Below are 15,532 nucleotides of genomic sequence, written 5' to 3' on the forward strand. Positions count from 1 at the left end.
GGGCCCATTTCGCTACGCTTCGGACCCGCACCTGCCTCCCAACCCAAACACTTTAATCTAGCTATGGCAGTATAAAAAGAACCCTACCATAAAGATAGAGTTCTAAGGACTATCAACACTATTTGACAAAGTCCCTTTCTTTTGTCCTTGCAAAGTTGCTTTTTAGCTTTTAAAAGTGCTGGTCAATATTCTAAGACAAGAGGTTTTCTTAATATAATCTTTATAAATTTGGATTACATTAGAGTTGTTGAGATATTTTACCTTTGAGAGCTGTGAAACTCAAAAGTTGCTTTTAGTAAGTTTGTCTGTTTTATTTTTTAAAGGAGGGCGATATTAATGGAACCTGTTAATACTGAAATGGAGGATATTAAACAAGGAAACATTCATGATTATGATAATTATTTAGAGTATTTCAACAACAAACCGGCTAAACAAGAACGGCAAGAAAAGTATCACTCATTGACCTTTGTTTCGACGGGCATCATTCCTTATGATGGTGGGATCACAACCATGCTGCACTTAGGAACGTTGCTTAGCCAGCAGGGTTATGATGTATACTATCAAAGCTGTGTTCCCCAGAAAGTTGAAGATATGCGGACCAATGCGGAGTTTAATTTTCCCGGTTATCAGGGGACTTGCCTAGCTGAAAAGCAATTTTTTAACCATAGTTCAGACATTTGGGTCGCAACTTTATGGGAAACAGCCTACCTGATCAAAAACCTGCCTGGTTATAAGATGTACTTTGTTCAAGATTATGAGCCGTATTTTTATCCCTATGGCGACCGGTCACAGCTAGCCAAACGGAGCTATGAACTTGGATTGCACATGGTATCATTAGGGCCCTGGTGTTCTGAAATGGTCCAAAAAAATTGTCAGATCAATAGTCCACTGGATCACATTAATTTTCCGGTCGATGTTGCTCATTACCAGCTTAAGGAAAGAAATTTTGATAAATATCTGGAAAAAAAGACTTTAAATTTGGCCGTTTATACTAAGTTCAATAGTCCACGCCGGGCACCGATCAATTTACAGCTGGTTTTATATAATACTGAAAAACTTTTAAAAGAAAAAGGAATTGAGCTAAATATTAATTATTTCGGAACTAACAAAAATGAGCAGTTTATTAATGGGCGTAATTTAGGCAAACTGACTAAAACTCAGTTGCGTGACCTATATTATCAGTCAGACTTTGGAATTGCACCGTCAATGACTAACTTTTCATTGGTTCCTTTTGAAATGATGAGTTCAGGGCTTCCATTCATTGACTTTGAAGAAGGAACTGGTCCAGAATTCATACCTGATAATTGTTGTTGGTATACGCGCTTCAATGAGTATAATTTGAGCGCCTTATTGCAAAAAATCTGCTGTCGGCCAAAAAGTTTGACAAAAAAAACTGCTAATGCGAAGAAATATTTAAATAGCATCACCTGGAAGAAGACACTGAGTGATTTTTTGGAGATCATTGCTAATATCGATAAAAAGGGTGTTGGAAGAAATTAAAAAGGGCTGTGCAAGAGAAATTAATTGAAGGGCTAGTCCAAATGAGTGAGAATATTAATAGCTAGACAAGTTAGCTTATGATTTTATTAAGAATGGAAAGTTTTAACATTATGCTAAATTGATTTGGTATGGTTAAATCAAAAGTATATGTTGCAGAGAGGTGACAAAATAGATGGATGCGGATCCGGGAGCGTGTTGGTGTTTAACTTTAAGCTGTATCCTGCGTGAATAGTTCGCTGTGATTGATGGAGTAATATCAACGAATAAGTGTTGATATAGCTTGCTGGTCAGTGAATTATTAAGGAGGATGAACTTGAATGGAACATTATCAAGAAAAAGCAGAAAAGTTAAAAAGTAAATATCGAGCGCAGAGTTTCGAAAATGGTTTGTCAAGTGAAGAAGCAAAAAAGCGGCTGGTGGAAGATGGGCCAAACAAGATAGAAAGTAAAAAGACTCCTAAGTGGAAAATTTTTTTGCGACAGTTTGACAATATGATTACTTATATTTTAATTGCCGCAATGGCTATGACTCTACTGGTCGGTGATCAGACTGATACATTGGTCATTGGGCTGGTAGTTGTGATCAATGCCTTTATTGGGTATTTTCAAGAATCCAATGCCGCAGATGCTTTGGCTCAGATCCAGCAAATGTTGGCGGCTGAAGCAACAGTTTATCGTGATAATACACGAAGTGATATTCCAGCATCTGATTTGGTCAAAGGTGATGTAGTTTTTTGGAGGCTGGAGACAGTGTACCAGCGGATTTACGGATCGTACAGGCGACAAATTTACGGATCCAAGAGTCATCATTGACCGGTGAAACGGATGCCGTTACAAAAAGCGAGGATGATATTGCTGAGACCAAGGTGCCATTAGCTGATCAGAGCAATATGGCTTTTACTTCGACAAGTGTTACCAATGGTTCTGGTTTGGGTGTGGTTGTTGCCACGGCAGCGGAAACTGAGATCGGACAGATCTCTACTGCGGTTGCGGAAGCTAAACCTAAAGAAACTCCAATGATGAAGGAGATCGGTAACCTAGGGAAGGGGACCTCGATCGGTATCTTGATCGTGGCTGTGATCTTGTTTATTTTAGGCCTCTTCTTGCAAATTTATTCTTTACCAGCCCTAGCCTTGGCAGTTGTTACGATGGTCGTTGGTTCTATCCCTGAAGGCCTGCCAGCAACAACTTCTGTGATCTTAGCCCTAGGAGTTTCAGATATGGCTAAGAATAAAAAGACGATCGTTAAAACTTTACCTGCTGTTGAAACTCTGGGAGCCGTTGATGTCATCGCTACTGACAAAACAGGAACGCTGACTAAAAATGAAATGACGATGACCGATATCATCACTAAAAATGAACATTATACTTTAACAGGGACGGGGTATGCGCCAACAGGTGATTTACAACTTGCTGGAAAAAACACTGCCCCTAATGTGACGATCAAGCAGTTTTTAACAGCTGGTTTTGCTGCCAATGATACGGAGCTTGACCAAGATGACGATGACGTTTATCAAATTAATGGTGAACCAACTGATGGGGCCTTCTTGACGGCTTATTATAAGGTCATGGGTACAAAGCCGGATTACGAATCACTGGATATGTTGCCGTTTGACTCGGAGTATCGTTACATTGCTCGTTTAGTCAGGGATCAAGCTACTGGAGAAAAACTACTTTATGTTAAGGGATCTCCAGATAAGATTTTTGAAATGGTTGCTAATAATGAACAAGACTTTGATCAAAAATATTGGCTTCAAAGGGTCGAAGAGTTAGCCGGGTCTGGTAAGAGAGTGGTCACGGTCGGGGTTACCAAAGTTGCTGGAAATGTTGAAGAAGTAACACATGAATTATTAGCGCAAGGAGTCGATTTTCTCGGCCTGGCAGGTATCATTGATCCACCGCGTCCAGAGGTCATTGCCACTTTGAAGCAGTTGAACAATGCCCACGTACAAGTCAAAATGATCACTGGTGATTCGCCAGTTACAGCCTCCGCTATCGGGCAACAATTAGGATTAGCAGAGCAGATCTATGCAATCACAGGTCCACAATGGGATGAACTTGATGAAAAGCAACGTCAGCAAGCAGCTGAGAAAAATCAAGTTTTTGCTAGAACAACACCACAAAATAAACTAGAGATCGTTGAGGCTTTAGAGCAGACTGAGAAGGTCACTGCCATGATCGGAGATGGCGTTAATGATGCGCCAGCACTAAAGACTGCTGATATTGGGGTTTCAATGGGTGTTAAAGGAACTGATGTAGCGCGGGATGCCGCTGACATGATCTTGACCGATGATAATTTCACGACAATGGGGACTGCAATTAAAGAAGGACGACGGATCTATGATAATATTAAGAAAAGTATTTTGTTCTTGTTGCCAACCTCATTTGCTGAAGGTCTGATCGTTTTCTTCTCGATCCTGTTTGATATGCCGTTGCCATTAACTCCAAGTCAGTTGTTATGGATCAATATGGTCTCGGCCGTGACGATTCAGTTCGCATTTATCTTTGAACCTGCTGAATCGGGTATCATGAACCGAAAGCCGCGTGCTCACGGGCAATCGATGGTCACAAAACATGATGTGATCCAGATGATTTATGTTTCGATCATTATTGCGGCGACAGGTTTGTTTGGACATGCAGTCTTGCTAGACCAAGGGGCAAGCCAAGCAGCAGCAAGTACATTGATGGTCAACATTATTATTGGTGGTAAAATTTTCTATCTCTTTAATATTCGAACAGCTAATTTTGCCTTGTCAAAAGATATTTTGGCCAATAAGAAAGCATTCTTAGTTATTGGGATCATGTTGTTGTTACAAATCATTTTAACCTATGTCCCATTTATGCAAGAATTGTTTTCAACAACGGGGGTTAGTGTAGCAGCTTTTATTTTGTCGCTGCTCTCAGGTGTCATTGTTTTCATTGTTGTAGAATTGGACAAACTAGTACGTAAAATTATTTTAAAAGCCGAATAGTTCTGACTTGAGTTCGCCTATTTGGTACAATTAATTCTTATTGTAAAATGTGATGAAGGATTCAATTTAAATATTCCGTAATTGTGGGACTTTGTCAAATAGTGTTGATGGTCCATAGAACTCTATCTTTATGGTAGGGTTCTTTTTTTACTGCCATAGCTAGATTAAAGTGTTTGGGTTGGGAGGCAGGTGCGGGTCCGAAGCGTAGCGAAATGGGCCCGCACCTGCCTCCCACAGTGTTGACCTAAATTTTTTATCTTAGGCATGGATCAATTTGATGCGGATAAAGAAATGCCTTAAGTTACTGAATCCGTAACAGCTACGTTTAAGTTCTTTGATCTTGCGATTGATCCCCTCTAACGGCCCATTAGAGTAGTCATAGAGACAAGCGTTCCTGATCCCTAAGTAGTTCTTTTGAATGGTCCTCATGACGGTATCCATTTCAGTACCATTGGGACGGTAGTTCATAACTAATTGTTGTAAAGTAGCCCGATCGCGGTTGCGAATAAAGGTTAAGATCGTTTGATAGGTCTGATAGTTTTCTGCGAACTGTGGAAAATTCTTGAGTCCCAGATCGACCACATTTTGGGCAGTCGTGTATTCATTTAATCCCCGATAATATTTAACCTGGGAGGTCTCAAGTTGATTTTCAGCTAAGTGGAATAAGCGCCAGTTGCTTTTTAAAACTTTATAGTTGCGGTCGTGGTGGTCGTTGATCCCTTTTAAAACACGCAGCCGTTCATGGTCAAGTGCCCGACCCGCTAACTGAACAATATGGAAACGGTCAAAGACGATCAGTGCGTTAGGAAAAAGACGACGGACGAAAGTCTGATACTGTGCATTCAGATCCATGGTCACCAGTTGAACTTTTTGACGCTCAGAAAGTGTATAAGTATTGGTGAAATACTCGCGGATCGTCTGCGAGAGACGATCTGGCAATAAGGCGACCAAATCATGTGTTTTTGCGTCAATGCAGATAAAAGAAAAGCAGTTCTTAGTTGAACGAAATTCGTCAAAGCTGAGAGCTGTCGGCAGCTCTTTTGGCGTTACTAAAGCCCGCTGATCCTTATACAAGATCCGTTGAACCGAGGAAGCTGAGATCCCCACGGCCTGGCTGATCGTCTTGACTGGCAGTGAGTTCTTAGCTAAAGTCGCGATTTCGTGGACTGCTTGGCGGGTGATCGAGTGCCGAGGCGGAGCGAGCTGCGTCTGCGCGCTAAAAGTATGGTGGCAAGTTCGGCACAGATAACGCTGTTTGCGCAGGTTCATGCGGAGCGGTTGTTCACCTAGGCTGGGCAGTTTCATCTTGGTCAGGCGGGTCCCATTCTGAACAAGATTCGTGGAACCACAATTAACACAGCGTTCGACGGGGTAAGTCAGCGTAGCTGAAAGCAGTTTTTCGTGAACTCCGGCCTGTGAAAAATCAGTACAAGCTGAAATTTTGATATTTGGGTCTTGGATATTGAGTAAATTTAGGATAGAATCAGTTTGGGACATCATTTATACCTCGCTTTGATTTGGTTTTATCGCTTTAATCGTAGCATATGAGGACAAATGATGTCCTTTTTTGTACAAAAATAGTGCTGATGAACGCTCATCAACACTAAAAAGTTTAGACCCGTAATTGTTAGGTATAATAGTCTAATAATTATGGAATATTTTTATTTTAAGGAAATAAAGTTATTTGGTTTTTTTATTCACGGGGAGTGTCAAGAAGTTTGTGTAAAAAGGAATTGCCCTTTCTCCATAAAATTAAATCTTTTCAGTCGAAAAGTGATTCTAATGTATCCTTAACTTGTCCGAATCCACGATGAATTCGATTAAAGTTCTTTTCGTTGTAACTAATTACTTGCACTCCAATGAAATTGTCTAATGATTTTTCATTGGGAAACTGTTCTTTTGCTTTAGTCTTGCGTTTAATCTTTTTATTTAGCGATTCTATAATATTTGTTGAATAAATGGTTGGGCGTATTGCGGCTGGAAAAGCCAAAAAAGCTAATAATTCCTTTTCAATTGACCTAATGTGACTAATCAGATTTGTGTATTGCTTTTCCCAAGTACTATAAAAATCGGCAAGCATTTTATGAGCTTCAGTTTTATTAGTTACCGAATGAAGCTGTTTGAAATCATTTAAAATGACCTCACGGTCTTTTAAACGGACATGTGTACTAATATTACGCATAACATGAACTAAACATCTTTGAAATTTTGCTTTAGGAAAAGCATGTAACAGCGCTGGTTGAAGTCCGACCATTCCGTCCGCAATAATTAATTGAACCTGTTTAAGCCCTCGCTGCTTAAGATCTGCTGCCATTTCCGACCAGACTTCAGCATTTTCACTGGGTGCAATGCGATAATCAAGAACTTCCTTAATTCCAGTGGGTGTAATTCCTAAGGCAATATAAACCGCTTCTCTTTGAACTGTGTCACGACGCAAAGGTAAATAAGTTGCATCTAAGAATAAGCAAACATAGTTTGCTTTAATGGTTCGTTGATGAAAAGCTTCAATCTGCTCAGTTACTTGAGCAGTAATGTTAGAAACAGTTGTAGCTGAATAATAAGAACCATACATTTTCTCAATCAAATCAGCGATTTCACGAGTGGTAACACCTTTAGAGTAAAGTTGAATAATTGTAGTTTCTAAAGCATCTTGACGACGAGAATAAGCTGGAAGTAAATGATTATGAAACTTGCCTTGTCGGTCACGCGGCACAGAAATTTTCAACCTACCATATTCGGAATCAATTAACCGAAAGTATTGACCATTCCGATAATTGTTAGCCTTAAAACCATTACGTTCATAAGGATCATAACCGAGTAACGAAGTTAACTCAGCTTGTAAGATTTGATTAATAGCTTTTTCAAGTTGTTGGCGAAAAAGTTCTTTAACATCGCCATTTGATAATAGAGTTTTGGTTAAATCTTTGGTAAACTGTTCCATGGGGAATCCCTCCGTTTTGGTTTGGTTTGACGATTTAATCATACGGGGAAGGGATTCCCTTTTCAATAGGATTTTATTTATTTACACAAACTATTTTATACTCTCTATTCACGGATACAGTTTGCCTAAAGTGCTAACCATATTTGAATAATAATGGGTAGATATTTAAAATTAGCAACATGTCTTAGTACTCAACACAAAGACTGCTATAATGAAACTATCTGTAGGAAAGGCGGGTGTATCCATGTATCGAGAGGAAAAATTGTGGGTTGATTCACGCTGGATCAATGTAACAGATCCAGATGAACAAGACTTACAAAAATTACAACAGGATTTCGCGTTACCTCGTAAATACCGGTCATATATCCTTGACCAAAGAGAACGTTCACGTTTTGATTATAATGAAGAAACAAAAATGGGCTTGCTGATCTGGCGGGTCGCAGTCTCAGACAAACAAAACGGTGGTTTCAAGGTTTTACCTGTGAGCTTTGTCATTTCCGAAAAATTCTTGATCTCAGTAGTCAATAAAGAAGCTAAGTGGGTCATGAATGAACTGGAAGACTTGTTGCACAAGCTGAAGCAAAATAAGGTCAAGCAGCCATCACCGATTACTTTATTGTTACGGCTGCTATGGAAGATCAACGACCAATATGTTGATCAAATCGATGAGATCAATGGTCAACGAGAAAACTTGGCTAACTATCATCGGCATCCAACCAATCAACAGATTGCTGCCCTGGCAGAGTTGAGCGACCAGCTAGTGTACTTAACGACTGCTACAGATAACAACGTGGTGGCTATCCAGCAAATGGAATTAAGCAGTAATTCAGATGATGATGATTTTCAACTTAACGCTAAAGAACATGCTTTTTTAAGTGACGTTGAAGTTGAGACCAAGCAAAGCCAGCAGATCACTCAAGATGCAGCTGATTTAGTTGATCGTTTATCGAATACTTATAATAATATTTTGAATAATAATTTGAACGATACAATGCGTTTTTTGACGGTCTGGTCCTTGATTTTGGCGGTGCCTCCGATAATTTCAGGATTTTATGGCATGAATATGCACTTGCCATGGGCTAAAGGCGAGTTTGCTTGGGTCACTACACTATTTATGACCTTAGCGTTGATCTTTCTTACGATGTGGATCTACCGCCATTATCATTCAAAATAAAACAATAAGGGTGAGAAAAATATGATTACAACTATCGCACTAGATTTAGATAATACGTTGCTGAATTCTAACAGAGAGATCTCAGCGAAAAATGAAAAAATTTTAAAACAATTGCATGAAGCTGGCAAACGGGTGGTTTTATGCACCGGACGTCCGCTGGGAGCCGTGCAGCACTTGATCAAGCAATTAGAATTAACAAAGCCTGAAGATTTTACTATCACTTTTAACGGTGGATTGGTTCAAAATAATGTAACACAAGAGATTTTGAACCAAACTACCTTAAATAAGGTAGAAGTGGAAATGCTTTATCAGGATGCTAAACAGCGCAACTATCCCTTGGATGTTTTAGGACCCGATAAAGTATATTCATTGATTGAATGTGGCAAATCAGATTACGAATCATTTATGAGTGGGATGATCCCATTTGAAGATGTTGATTTTGCTGATCTACCAGCTGATCAAACGTTTGGCAAAGTAGTCAGCTCTGGTCCAGCTGAAACAGTTTCGCAGACACGAGCTGGCTTGCCGCAAAATATTAAGGATAATTTCCATGTTGTTCCTTCCCGTCGCGAATTGTTGGAGTTTTTGCCGGCTAGTGTTAATAAGGTACGTGGATTAGGACAATTATTGACATATTTTGGCGAAACGTTAGATAATTTGCTGGCTTTTGGCGACGAAGAAAATGACTTGGAAATGTTGCAGGCAGCTGGTATCGGTGTAGCGATGGGGAATGCTGTTCCGTTGATCAAAGAGGCTGCGAATGCGGAAACGTTAGACAATAATGCCGATGGGGTAGCTGTCTATCTTAAAAGATATTTTGAACTTTAGACGCTAACCTGCTTCGCTGTCCATTTAGTTAGGGCCTATTTGTAGGAATTTTAACAGGGAACACAAATGTAACTTTTTTAGATGCAAAGAGTGTTTGGCGGGTGTTAAACATGATCTTTTATACTGCTGATTATTTTGGCAGTATAAAAGATCATGCGGACAGTGACTTGTTGTTAGTAGAGTACGGTTACGAAGTCTGTGCGCGAAATCACGTCACTTATTGCCTGGCACGTATCTTATTTTGAAAAGCACAGGGCCTTTCTGCTTAAAACGGCACGAAAGAAAAATAATAACGCTGTTAAACGATGCGCGTGCCTATGCGCGTCTTAATAATAATCAAAGGTTGATGAAGAAGATTTCAAGTGCATTGAAAACTGTCTAGCTGTCCTTGCATAAAAAAACTACCACTAAATCTCAAACAAAGTGGTAGTTTTTCTATGTTCTAAAAGTCAGTTAACGCAAAAAATTTCATAAAAAATAATCTGAGTTATATATTTTGCAAGTAGCTTTATTCTTGTTGCGATGGACCCGTTGTGACATCTGGATTTTCAACTTTTCCTTCGTGTTGAGAAGGTCCTGTAACTGTATCTGCGGCAGCATCTGGATCATCGACTAATTTTTGACCAGTGTGCTTTAAATACCATTTAATATCTGGCATCAAATCGTAAATTTGTTCGTTTACACCTCGATATCTGCCTTTTTCATCATGCATAGCTATATAATCATGAAGTATACACTTATCTGGTCCATTTCCGGGAACAGCAAGTCGAAATTTTTTCTTTTGACCGGTGCGCAGCATGTGGACCACTGCTGCTGCTCCTTTTCTAGCTCTTGGTGGATGACAATAGGCAATGGCATTTCCGATTTGGCTCGATTTTCTGCCAGCTAGCATTTCTTCTGTAGGCTTCATGTTGTTATAGTATAAAAATTGATTGTTATCATCTGCAAAAGTCAGCTCGAAGGGCATTGAATTTAAAAAGTAATTGATTTGATCCACAGTGAGTAAACCACAATCTAATTTGATGTATGTGTTTCCGCTGATAGCTTGAGTTTTTTCAACAGCTTGATCGATCCAGGTATCTGAAGCTTTTTCGAGTCCCTTAATGGTCGTATCGATGTCTTGCTTTGAAAAAAGATCTTCTTGTTGTGAGTCTGGGTGTTGTTTGTCATTTTCAGTCATGTTAAATGTCCTCCTTAAAAAATTGGACGCAAAAAACCGGAAGAAAGTGAGCACTGGCAGATGCCTACATCATGTTGTTCTTTTGACAATATATAGTGGAGAAGTAAGCTCGTTATAGCTTCTTTCCAGCTATATGATATCACTTACTTGTGAAGTATTCAACTTGAATATATAATATTTAAATAAAGATATATAAAAATATAATAATGGTTATTAAAAGTCAGTGAAAGTCCTCAATGACAGTGTCGCTATAGTGTGCTTAGATATTGTGAACGATCCTTGCGTGATTTTCACTTCATTTTGAGTGCAGCAATCAAAAACAGCATGAAATTTCTAAATTACAGAAAAATTCATGCTGTTTTTTACCTAAATTTAACCTACAAGTCACTCTGCTTAATAAACAATAACGCCTATGATCTGGTGTCCTTGGACCTTTTTTGGCTGAGAGTGTATCCAACCAAAGCCACCACGGTTGTTGGACTAAAGCATGCCAAGAAAGAACAAAATGTGGCACGGTTATACTCACAAAATTACTAAAAAAATTGTGCCGCTCGTAAAAGAAATCAGCGATGCTAGAAAAGAGGAATTAACTTTCTTTCCTAAGTTTGAATTGATCGAGGTTCGCAATGGTAAGCCAAAACCAATTATCAAGCCTAATAGAATGGCTTCCATTTATCACTAAACCTCCTTGTCTATGTTGACCGTATATTTGCTTATTGTTTTGCTTCATCTTCATTAATATTAAATTTAGGAATCACTTGAAGCTGCCCGATACGATCAGTCCCCCACTGATACATTTGATTGATGATCGGCATGAGTGTGCGGCCAAGGTCAGTGATCTCATAAAAAACACGAACTTGTGAGTCAGATTCCACCCTGCGGGAGATCAACTGATCTTCTTCCATTTCTCGTAATTGGTTAGTCAGAACTTTATGAGAAGCCTTGGGTAATAAACGCATTAACTGGTTAAAGCGATAAGGTCCGTCGGTTCCTAAATGGAACAAAATAACGATTTTCCATTTACCGCTAAACATTGAAAGGGTCAATTCTTTAGCACAGCTATAATCGCCGTCTTCCAAGCGCTGTTTGACATCTTTACGAACTACATCTGTCATAATAAAATCACTTTCCTAATTAATTTTACCTAGAACATCCTAGGGCACTTTAAAGTGCGTTATTGTATCAAATGGAAACTAAGTTTAATATATATACTAACATAAAGTTGAAAGGAAGTATTTTTAATGAGTAAAGTTGCTGTAATTGTAACAAATGATGTAGAAGATGTTGAATTTACTTCACCTGTTGACGCCTTGAAGGCTGCTGGATAGATGTCACAGTGATTGAGAACGAAGCAGGTAGTAAAATTGCAGGTAAGCATGGTCTTGAATTGACAGCTGACAAGGGCATTGCCGATGTTTCTGTTGCTGATTTCGATGCTTTATTGATCCCTGGTGGTTTCTCACCTGACCAATTGCGTGTTGACGAACGTTTCGTTAACTTTGTTAAAGACTTCTTGTTAAGTAACAAGAATGTTTTTGCCATTTGCCATGGACCACAATTATTCGTACAAACAGGTTTGTCTTCAGCCTTGAAGTTGACTGCTTACGAATCAATTCGTCCTGATTTGTTCTATGCAGGTGCACAAGTGCTTGACCAACCAGTTGTGATCGATGAAAAACATCAATTGATCACCAGTCGGACACCAGATGACCTTGCTGACTTTAACCGTGAGATCATTGCTGCTTTGGCATAATTTAAATAATCAATGAACTAACAGACTGTTGCTAAATTGCGGCAGTCTGTTTTCATTTATTAACGCATATTTTCGCGCAGGGACAACAAGCCAGGCAGTTTTGTCAGATGTTTCAAAGGTCAAGAAATTGGTCTCATTGTACTGACACTTAATAAGCAAAATTTTTGAGTGATTCGTCTTATCCATGTTATAACAACATTGTGCTAGAAATAGTATGTTTTTCCTAGATAGAAAAGAAATGTTACATGAAGGGAAGGGTTCATATAATGAGTAAAATTGCTGTAATTGTTACTAATGACGTAGAAGATGTTGAATTTACTTCACCTGTTGATGCTTTGAAAGCTGCTGGACATGATGTCACAGTGATTGAAAATGAAGCTGGTAGTAAGATTGTGGGTAAGCATGGTCTAGAACTAACCGCTGATAAGGGTATTGCTGATGTTTCCGTTGCTGATTTCGATGCCTTGTTGATCCCTGGTGGCTTTTCACCTGATCAATTGCGTGTTGATGAGCGTTTTGTTGACTTTGTTAAGGGCTTTTTATTAAGCAATAAGAATGTATTTGCCATTTGCCATGGACCGCAATTATTTGTTCAATCTGGTTTAGCTTCAGCTTTGAAATTAACGGCCTTTACTTCTGTTCGTCCTGACTTATACTATGCAGGTGCGCAGGTATTGGATGAACCAGTTGTAGTTGATGAAAAGCACAAATTGATCACAAGTCGGACACCAGACGATCTGGATGACTTTAATCGTGAGATCACTGCGGCTTTAGCATAGGATCTTAGTCATGATTTAGTTTAAATTACTTTAATAATGAAAGCAGCATCGTATTGAATTATTAATGCGTTGCTGCTTTTTGCTTCTGTAAACTCGCAAAACTTTGCGTAGCTTTAAAAAATATATATCGGTTAAGTGGCATTTTCAATAATTCGAGTCTCTTTACTGCTTATTTGACCAATCGTTCAAATAAAAATATAATATGTTTATGGGAAAAAGAAAAACTTTTAATACTGATGAGATTCTTTTACAGATCGGATATCTATTTATTGAAAAGGGCTATAATGGGACCTCGATCGGAGATATTGTAGATAAAACAGGGCTGTTGAGGGAAAGCTTATACTCAACTTTTGGCAGTAAACAAGGCATGTTTATTTCTGTTCTTAGGTTAAGTCTGAGAAGAGATAATGAACAATTAAAATGGGGACTTCTGATAGTAGCGATGCTTGAAGTAACTTCTAGAAGTCAGAAAGTGTATAACATTGTTCAAACCTGGTATCTAGAACATCAAAATGAAAATGTTGCAGAAAAAATTGGTTCAGAACTGTTAAAGCATAGTGGACTGGAAGGGCCGAATATTTGATATGCAAAATAAATTGAAGATAGAAAATAACAAGTTAATAGTATTGCCCCAAGGAATGAGTAGATTTGCTTCTTTAAAGAGAAAAATAGAAGTTTCTTTGCAAAATGTTGTTGGTGCTTCAATTGATACTGGAATCTTAAATGAACATAAAGGAATTAAGGCGCCCGGAACTTCTATTCCAGGATACTGGGCCGGGAATTTTACTAAGGCAAGCGAAAAGAGTTTTTTTAATATCAAAAGAGGTAGAAAACCAGTTGTGATCCAGTTGAAAAATGAAGAGTTCACACGTTTAGTTTTAGGTGTTGAAGATCCAGAAGATGCCGTCGATTGGATCAATAATAGTATTAATTAATGGTGCGACGTAGTTTCTTTAAAGTGCGACTGTTATGCTGTATAGCTTGAGCCCTTTTGCGTATTGTCGATGACTTGTAGCTTGTTTAAGACCAGCAACCCTTTAAGCTGATAATTGACCACAGATTTACTTGGTCGTGCCTAACTTCATATTGGTTTTTTATTTAATGAAAGTTTGCGGTTCCGTCTTGAACCAAACCAATGTAGAAAAGCTTTTCCTCTAAGGTATATCTAGACCATTTTCAACCCCTACAAAAACTCCCTCCTAAGTAAACAAGCTTTAATAATATTGGCTTGTCTACTTAAGAAGGAGTATATCCACTTCCTACAGGATCCTTGCTTTTTATTTTTATTGATTTAAAGTTAGGTAGCTAACTTCATTTTAAAATCCCCCAACAAAATCTCGTGGATTTAAGACAACATTTTGTTTAACGCCAAAAAATGGGATATAGAGCTGCCCAATAATTTGACCTATCCTTTTTGGTATCAAATTATATAGTAGTCTGGGCGTAAAACTATCAGCCATGTCTAAAGCTAGGCAAGCTTCAACAAATCTCTGACGCTTAGTTGTCAAAGTCAGTTCAGTTTGACCCTTAAAAATACCTCAATAAACATCTTACGTACTAAAAAAATTTTTATCAACCTTGAATCTTTCTTCCTAACCCACTTTTCAATCGTTTCAAAGATAAACCTAAAACTATTGTTGTTAGTCCATTTCTCAATAAATTGAATGGCGCAATTCCAAGCAAAACTAAACGTGGCAAACTATTGATATAAGGATTAACTGACCGTGACATGGCAACGATTTGACTGATCTTCAAGTTGAAAGCCTGTGCATACAGTGGCAAGATAAAATACACATTTGCCAGACATGCGATCAATGTTGCGACAACTGTTCCTAACATCATGCCATATACTGCATTGTTAGTCGTTTTGTTTTGCCGATAGACCCACCAAGTAGGTAAAATAAAACTAACGCTAACAATAAAGTTGATCAATTCGCCAGTGAACATTGTCCCCGAGCCCGTCAAAGAAATTTTCAACAGTTCCTTCAATAAAGCAATAGTGATTCCGGAAATCGGACCTAATATTAAGGTCCCGATCACCTCCGGAATTTGCGCGAGGTCAAATGACAAAAATGGCGGCATGAAAGGTAACGGAAAATCCAGTAACATCAGTAGATATGCCATCGCTCCCAATATTGCGATCAAGACAACTTTATGTGCAGGCTTCTTTTTCATGATCGATCTCCCCTTTTATATAAAATAAAAAAACCTTGCACATTCAGCAGGGTCGGAAAAATCATACCAGAAAAGAAAACTGCACACAGATGCCCGTTTCAAATTCCAAGATGAATATTCTTCTTCCATCCAGACTATACTGTCGGTTTCAGGATCACACTGAATCAACCTCACTGAGGTTCGCGGACTATTACCGCCGGTCGGGAATTACACCCTGCCCTGAAGAATGAT

At 38.7% G+C, this 15,532-nt stretch carries 12 protein-coding genes, 2 pseudogenes and 1 riboswitch; of the genes and pseudogenes, 9 read left to right on the top strand and 5 right to left on the bottom strand.

Annotated features, from left to right (window positions below; translation table 11 throughout):
• Positions 1–336 precede the first annotated feature (336 nt).
• Both BQ5903_RS01245 and BQ5903_RS01250 read left to right on the top strand, forming a co-directional pair.
• Positions 337–1,500 (top strand): glycosyltransferase family protein, encoded by a 1,164-nt coding sequence (locus BQ5903_RS01245; protein ID WP_079578484.1) that lies wholly within the window; start codon positions 337–339, stop codon positions 1,498–1,500.
• A 317-nt stretch (positions 1,501–1,817) separates the two neighbouring features.
• Positions 1,818–4,471, top strand: a pseudogene (locus tag BQ5903_RS01250) (HAD-IC family P-type ATPase).
• 258 nt (positions 4,472–4,729) lie between these two features.
• On the opposite strand, the gene BQ5903_RS01255 reads toward BQ5903_RS01250, so the two are convergent.
• The gene (locus BQ5903_RS01255; RefSeq protein WP_079578423.1) at positions 4,730–5,971 is read right to left on the bottom strand and encodes an ISL3 family transposase; all 1,242 of its coding nucleotides are present in this window, start codon (positions 5,969–5,971) and stop codon (positions 4,730–4,732) included.
• Positions 5,972–6,233: 262 nt separating this feature from the next.
• Positions 6,234–7,412, bottom strand: a complete 1,179-nt coding sequence (locus tag BQ5903_RS01260) for an IS256 family transposase (protein ID WP_079578486.1) — start codon at positions 7,410–7,412, stop codon at positions 6,234–6,236.
• Between the two features lie 244 nt (positions 7,413–7,656).
• On the opposite strand from BQ5903_RS01260, the gene BQ5903_RS01265 reads away from it, so the two are divergent.
• Both BQ5903_RS01265 and BQ5903_RS01270 read left to right on the top strand, forming a co-directional pair.
• Positions 7,657–8,586, top strand: coding sequence for a magnesium transporter CorA family protein (locus BQ5903_RS01265; protein ID WP_079578488.1), 930 nt, complete (start codon positions 7,657–7,659; stop codon positions 8,584–8,586).
• 21 nt (positions 8,587–8,607) lie between these two features.
• Positions 8,608–9,414, top strand: a complete 807-nt coding sequence (locus tag BQ5903_RS01270; RefSeq protein WP_079578490.1) for a Cof-type HAD-IIB family hydrolase — start codon at positions 8,608–8,610, stop codon at positions 9,412–9,414.
• A 508-nt stretch (positions 9,415–9,922) separates the two neighbouring features.
• On the opposite strand, the gene BQ5903_RS01275 is transcribed toward BQ5903_RS01270, so the two are convergent.
• On the bottom strand, positions 9,923–10,594 hold the full coding sequence (locus BQ5903_RS01275) for a PAS domain-containing protein (protein ID WP_010495150.1): 672 nt from the start codon (positions 10,592–10,594) through the stop codon (positions 9,923–9,925).
• 487 nt (positions 10,595–11,081) lie between these two features.
• On the opposite strand from BQ5903_RS01275, the gene BQ5903_RS12620 reads away from it, so the two are divergent.
• Positions 11,082–11,276, top strand: coding sequence for a hypothetical protein (locus BQ5903_RS12620; RefSeq protein ID WP_456237227.1), 195 nt, complete (start codon positions 11,082–11,084; stop codon positions 11,274–11,276).
• Positions 11,277–11,307: 31 nt separating this feature from the next.
• Here BQ5903_RS12620 and BQ5903_RS01285 read toward each other — a convergent pair whose 3' ends face one another.
• Positions 11,308–11,709, bottom strand: coding sequence for a winged helix-turn-helix transcriptional regulator (locus BQ5903_RS01285; RefSeq protein ID WP_079578494.1), 402 nt, complete (start codon positions 11,707–11,709; stop codon positions 11,308–11,310).
• A 126-nt stretch (positions 11,710–11,835) separates the two neighbouring features.
• Between BQ5903_RS01285 and BQ5903_RS01290 the strand changes: the two are divergent.
• The 4 genes and pseudogenes from BQ5903_RS01290 (at position 11,836) to BQ5903_RS01305 (ending at position 14,061) form a co-directional block, all read left to right on the top strand.
• Positions 11,836–12,347 (top strand): annotated as a pseudogene (locus BQ5903_RS01290) (type 1 glutamine amidotransferase domain-containing protein).
• Positions 12,348–12,613: 266 nt separating this feature from the next.
• Positions 12,614–13,126, top strand: a complete 513-nt coding sequence (locus BQ5903_RS01295; RefSeq protein WP_010495141.1) for a type 1 glutamine amidotransferase domain-containing protein — start codon at positions 12,614–12,616, stop codon at positions 13,124–13,126.
• Between the two features lie 208 nt (positions 13,127–13,334).
• Positions 13,335–13,709, top strand: a complete 375-nt coding sequence (locus tag BQ5903_RS01300) for a TetR/AcrR family transcriptional regulator (protein ID WP_029604989.1) — start codon at positions 13,335–13,337, stop codon at positions 13,707–13,709.
• A gap of 1 nt (position 13,710) precedes the next feature.
• Positions 13,711–14,061, top strand: a complete 351-nt coding sequence (locus BQ5903_RS01305; protein WP_010495137.1) for a hypothetical protein — start codon at positions 13,711–13,713, stop codon at positions 14,059–14,061.
• Positions 14,062–14,698: 637 nt separating this feature from the next.
• Here the strand turns inward: BQ5903_RS01305 and BQ5903_RS01310 are convergent.
• Entirely contained in the window at positions 14,699–15,301 is a 603-nt protein-coding gene (locus BQ5903_RS01310) for an ECF transporter S component (protein WP_010495135.1), read from the bottom strand.
• 113 nt (positions 15,302–15,414) lie between these two features.
• A riboswitch (FMN riboswitch) is annotated at positions 15,415–15,532 on the bottom strand.

Origin of the sequence: Ligilactobacillus acidipiscis, assembly GCF_900116935.1 — a bacterium.
Lineage (GTDB): Bacteria > Bacillota > Bacilli > Lactobacillales > Lactobacillaceae > Ligilactobacillus > Ligilactobacillus acidipiscis.

Excerpts from the sequence above, each read along its gene's own strand:
- BQ5903_RS01265 (WP_079578488.1), top strand. The coding sequence starts at position 7,657 with ATGTATCGAGAGGAAAAATTGTGGGTTGATTCACGCTGGATCAATGTA.
- BQ5903_RS01295 (WP_010495141.1), top strand. The coding sequence starts at position 12,614 with ATGAGTAAAATTGCTGTAATTGTTACTAATGACGTAGAAGATGTTGAA.
- BQ5903_RS01275 (WP_010495150.1), bottom strand. The coding sequence starts at position 10,594 with ATGACTGAAAATGACAAACAACACCCAGACTCACAACAAGAAGATCTT.
- BQ5903_RS01245 (WP_079578484.1), top strand. The coding sequence starts at position 337 with ATGGAACCTGTTAATACTGAAATGGAGGATATTAAACAAGGAAACATT.
- BQ5903_RS01310 (WP_010495135.1), bottom strand. The coding sequence starts at position 15,301 with ATGAAAAAGAAGCCTGCACATAAAGTTGTCTTGATCGCAATATTGGGA.
- BQ5903_RS12620 (WP_456237227.1), top strand. The coding sequence starts at position 11,082 with ATGCCAAGAAAGAACAAAATGTGGCACGGTTATACTCACAAAATTACT.
- BQ5903_RS01270 (WP_079578490.1), top strand. The coding sequence starts at position 8,608 with ATGATTACAACTATCGCACTAGATTTAGATAATACGTTGCTGAATTCT.
- BQ5903_RS01260 (WP_079578486.1), bottom strand. The coding sequence starts at position 7,412 with ATGGAACAGTTTACCAAAGATTTAACCAAAACTCTATTATCAAATGGC.
- BQ5903_RS01305 (WP_010495137.1), top strand. The coding sequence starts at position 13,711 with ATGCAAAATAAATTGAAGATAGAAAATAACAAGTTAATAGTATTGCCC.
- BQ5903_RS01255 (WP_079578423.1), bottom strand. The coding sequence starts at position 5,971 with ATGATGTCCCAAACTGATTCTATCCTAAATTTACTCAATATCCAAGAC.
- BQ5903_RS01300 (WP_029604989.1), top strand. The coding sequence starts at position 13,335 with ATGGGAAAAAGAAAAACTTTTAATACTGATGAGATTCTTTTACAGATC.
- BQ5903_RS01285 (WP_079578494.1), bottom strand. The coding sequence starts at position 11,709 with ATGACAGATGTAGTTCGTAAAGATGTCAAACAGCGCTTGGAAGACGGC.